General features: G+C 73.4%; 6 protein-coding genes. 4 read left to right on the top strand and 2 right to left on the bottom strand.

The features are described from left to right. Positions 1-238 precede the first annotated feature (238 nt). Positions 239-1,174, bottom strand: a complete 936-nt coding sequence (locus KR546_RS18795; RefSeq protein WP_238446257.1) for an amidohydrolase family protein — start codon at positions 1,172-1,174, stop codon at positions 239-241. A 127-nt stretch (positions 1,175-1,301) separates the two neighbouring features. On the opposite strand from KR546_RS18795, the gene KR546_RS18790 reads away from it, so the two are divergent. The 4 genes from KR546_RS18790 to KR546_RS18775 are packed head-to-tail and all read left to right on the top strand — an operon-like array spanning position 1,302 to position 3,659. Further along, positions 1,302-1,502 (top strand): hypothetical protein, encoded by a 201-nt coding sequence (locus KR546_RS18790; protein ID WP_238446256.1) that lies wholly within the window; start codon positions 1,302-1,304, stop codon positions 1,500-1,502. After that, positions 1,502-1,837, top strand: coding sequence for a hypothetical protein (locus tag KR546_RS18785; RefSeq protein WP_238446255.1), 336 nt, complete (start codon positions 1,502-1,504; stop codon positions 1,835-1,837). Before KR546_RS18790 ends, KR546_RS18785 begins: the two co-directional genes overlap by 1 nt. 14 nt (positions 1,838-1,851) lie before the next feature. Then, positions 1,852-2,415, top strand: coding sequence for a hypothetical protein (locus KR546_RS18780; protein ID WP_238446254.1), 564 nt, complete (start codon positions 1,852-1,854; stop codon positions 2,413-2,415). Beyond that, positions 2,412-3,659: a glycosyltransferase 87 family protein gene (locus tag KR546_RS18775; RefSeq protein ID WP_238446253.1), complete on the top strand. Its 1,248-nt coding sequence runs from the start codon at positions 2,412-2,414 to the stop codon at positions 3,657-3,659. Before KR546_RS18780 ends, KR546_RS18775 begins: the two co-directional genes overlap by 4 nt. On the opposite strand, the gene KR546_RS18770 is transcribed toward KR546_RS18775, so the two are convergent. After that, positions 3,639-3,915 (bottom strand): hypothetical protein (locus KR546_RS18770; protein ID WP_238446252.1); only part of this gene is annotated, 277 nt, incomplete at its 5' end. The two genes, KR546_RS18775 and KR546_RS18770, sit on opposite strands and share 21 nt — an antisense overlap.

The raw sequence follows: 3,915 nt of genomic DNA, 5'->3' as shown, positions 1-3,915 counted from the left end.
CCGTGCCTGGCTCCGCGTCATCTGGCGCTGCTGGCAAGACCACACCGCCTACGACCCCACCCGCCACGGCAACGCGAAAGCCCACCTCACCACCGCAGCTTGACACAGGGCAACTCGGAACGTCCAGCGCTGCTTCGCCGTGTGCCCCGTGATGATCCTCCGTCGCTGCCAACATCCAGGCACATTGGAGTTCCTCGCTGCGCTCGGAACGTCCAGCGCTGCTTCGCCGAAGGCTCCCTCAGGGTGGGGTGAGGTGGGGGGTGGGGGTGTGGTGGAGGATGGCGCGCCACTGGTGGGGGGCGAGGGCGAGGCGGTCGAGGCCACGGAGCTGGGCGGCGAGGTCGTGGGGGATCGAGGGGAAGTCGGAGCCGAACACCAGCTGCTCCCACCGGTCCGCGAGGGCGCGCAGCTGGGCCGACGAGAACGACTGCTGCAGGTGCTCGCCGTCGTGCAGCGCCATCGACGGGTCGAGCAGGACCGTGTCCGGGGCCTGGCGGGCCAGGGCGAGCGTGTCGTCCAGCTCGGGCATCCCGAGGTGGGCGACGACCACCCGCAGGTCCGGGTGGCGGTCGAGCAGGTCGGCCAGCGTGTCGATGCCACACCACTCGTCGCCGCCCTCGACGCCGTACACGACCGTGACGTGGGCCAGCACGAGCACGCCGGCGTCGGCCAGCCGCTCCCACGTGGTGGCCAGACGCGGGTCCGACAGGTGGTAGTGGCCGACCTGGGTGTGGACCTTGCACACGCGCCCACCCCGGTCCAGGGCGCGCGTCACCTGCTCGTCGACGTCGTCGTCGGGGTAGATCGTGAAGGTCGGGACCACCTGCGGGTGTGCCTCGGCCATCGCCAGGGTGTGGTCGTTGAGCCAGCCGAGCATCCCGGGTCGGTGGGCGTAGGCCAGGGCGGTGTGGGCCACGACCCCGGTCTCGGCCAGGTGGGCCAGTCGGGTCGGCGCGTCCGTCCGGAACCGGATCGGCCAGACCGGATCCTCCAGCGCGTCGAACCAGTTCCAGACCGACTCCTGCAGGCGGTCGGGCATGACGTGCACGTGCATGTCGACCATCCCGTCCAGGCCGAGCCCGTGCAGGAACCCCGGCACCTCGGCGTCGTCGGTCGGCAGCCGGCCCACGGCGGGGTCGCGCGCCCGTGGCCCGCTCGGCTCGCGCCGGTGCACCACCCGCCTCCCTCGCTCGTCGCGGTGCACGCTACTGGCGAGGTGTGGACACGACCGCCCACGAGGTGGGCCGGATCGGGCAGTCGGTACCTTCGCGTGTCGTCGTCGAACAGGTCCCGAGCCGCCCATGGTCCCCTGCCGCTGCCACGTCCTCAACCACCTGTCCGGTGCGATCGCAGCGGACTACGCCCGCACCCACCTGGACGACCTCGGGGCGTCGGGGACGGGGCGGACCTGGGAGTGCCCCGACACCGGCGTGCGGTGGTCGGGCGAGGGCCTGAACGGCGCCGGGGACACGGTCGACCGCCTGCGACGACAGGAACGCTGATGGCCTTCCTCGGACGCCAGCAGAAGGACGAGGACGACGACCTCGGGGGCGACCACGTCTCCCTCCACCTCGACGACCTGGTCTGTCCCATCTGCGGACGCGAGCTGCAGCCCTGGGTCGAGACCTGCCCCGACGACGGTTCGGCGGCCGTACCGCGCTCTCAGACCTCCGACCGCACCCCGGACATCCCGGCCCACCTCCTGGAGGGGCTCGACGACCTCCCGGTCCCGGCCTCGGACGACCAGCCCGACGGTGACGACGAGCGACCCGGCGTGGTCGACCAGGACGTCACCGACCCGTCCCCCACCGACCAGGAGGGCGACGCCCCGGTGTGACCGGCGTCGCGACCATGCCGATCTGCCCCCGCTGCCACGACACCTACGTGGACGGCGTCGTGGCCTGCGTCGACTGTGGCCTGCCGCTCCTGCCCGACGACGCGCCCCTGCCCGCCCGGGTCGACCGGCTGCTGGGCACCTTCGACCCCGTCGTCGCGGACCGACTGGGGGGCCTGCTGGTCCACCGCGGCATCCCGCATCGCCTGGTCGACCACGAGGGTCGGACCGAGGTCATCGTCGACCGCGAGTGGGCCGACGAGCTGCGTGCCGAGCTGGCCACGTCGTGGGGCGAGGTGCTGGGTGGGCTGTCGGCCGACGAGCGTGTCGACCTGCCGTCCACCCGCCTGCGGGGCTGGTACGACGCCCCCGAGGGTGCCTGGATCGACCGGCACGGACGCATCCAGGTCGACCCGGCCGAGGACGCCGACCGCGCGGGTGAGCCGGTCCGGCTGTGGGGGCCCGCACTCGCCATGCTCGGGACCGTGCTGGCCCTGTTCGGGTGGTACGCGGGCCGGTCGCTGGGATTCGCCGTACTGGGGATCGCCGCACTGGTCGTCGGCCTGCTGCTGCCCCGATGAGCGCGGTCGAGCACGACGCCGACGGTCGGGCGATCTCGGCCTCGTCGTCCGACGGCTTCGACGTCCCGGCCCTGCTCGCGGCGCTGGCGTCGGCCGCGGCGGTCTTCGTGTCGGTGTGGTGGAAGTCGACCCACATGCTGCTGCCGGAGGCCTACACCATGGCCGGCTACAGCGACGTCGCGGCCCTGTTCGGCGCCCGCTCGTTCGGCCAGGGCATCCCCTGGGTCGACCAGCCCCTCGAGTACCCACCGGGCATCGGCCTGGTCGCGTGGGGCATCGGCGTGCCCAGCCAGAGCGCGACCCAGTTCCTGGTCGCGACCGGGGTGCTGCTGGCCGCCTGTGCCGCCGTCGCGACGTGGCTGTTGGCGCGCGAGGTCGGCTGGCGGCGTCCGACCGCGCTGATGGCCGGGCCGATCGTCATGATGGCCGCAGCGGTGAACTGGGACCTGCTGACGGTGGCGCTGGCCACCGGCGGGCTGGTCGCCCACCGCCGCGGCCGGGACCTTGCGGCCGGGATCCTGCTGGGGCTGGGCGTCGCGACCAAGCTGTGGCCGGCCCTGTTGCTGTTGCTGGTCGTCCCGGCGGCGTGGCGGCTGCGGGGGCTGCCCAACGCGACGCGGACCGCGCTGGGGGCGGCGGGGGCGTGGTTGCTGCTGAACGTGCCCGTGATGCTCGCCTCGTGGGAGGGCTGGCGGCTGTTCCTCGACCTCAACCAGGAGCGCGTCGCCGACTGGGACTCGCTGTGGTACCTGGTCGTGACCCCGCTGGGCTGGGACCCGTCCGTGCCGGTCCTCAACGCCTGGGTCGCCGTGCTCACCCTGGTGACCGTGGTCGTCCTGCTGGTGATGACGGTCCGGTCGTTCCCGGCCGTGCGCTGGCACGAGGCCGGGCTGGCGCTGGTCGCGGCCTTCCTGCTGGTCGGGAAGGTCTGGTCGCCGCAGTTCACGTTGTGGCTGCTGCCACTGCTGGCGCTGGCGTGGCCGGGCTGGCGGATCGTCGCGGCGCTGACCGTGTTCGACGTCGGCGTCCACGTGACCCGGTTCCGCCACCTCGCCGGCTACGTGGGCGACGGGCTGGAGGGGGCGTGGCCGGTGTGGCCGTTCACGACCGCCGTGCTGCTGCGCGACGCGATGGTCCTGCTGGCGGTCTGGGCCTGGTGGCGCAGCCGCTCGGGGACCGGCGCGGCGACCACGTCGAGCGGCGGGAGCGCGCCGGACCCGGGGTCACACCACGCGGTCCAGTGAGGCCACGATCGCCCGCGCGTTGTCGCGGCAGGTCTCGAGCGCCGAGCGCTGGGTCCGGTCGAGGTGGACGTCGTGCTGGCCCAGGCGACCAGCGAGGGTCTCGGCGGTCACCGCCAGGCCGTGCAACGCCGCAAGGTCCTCGAGCAGGGTCTGCGGGTCGATGTCGGATGCGACCTCGTCGTCGCGGGGTGGGGCGGGGTCGGTGAAGTCACTGGCCATCGTCGGGTCGCTCCGGCGTTCGGGGTCGGTCGGGGGG

Source organism: Salsipaludibacter albus (assembly GCF_019798055.1).
In the GTDB taxonomy this organism is placed as follows: domain Bacteria; phylum Actinomycetota; class Nitriliruptoria; order Nitriliruptorales; family Nitriliruptoraceae; genus Salsipaludibacter; species Salsipaludibacter albus.
Note: the sequence above shows the minus strand (reverse complement) of the source record. Positions and strands in the feature narration are given on the sequence as shown.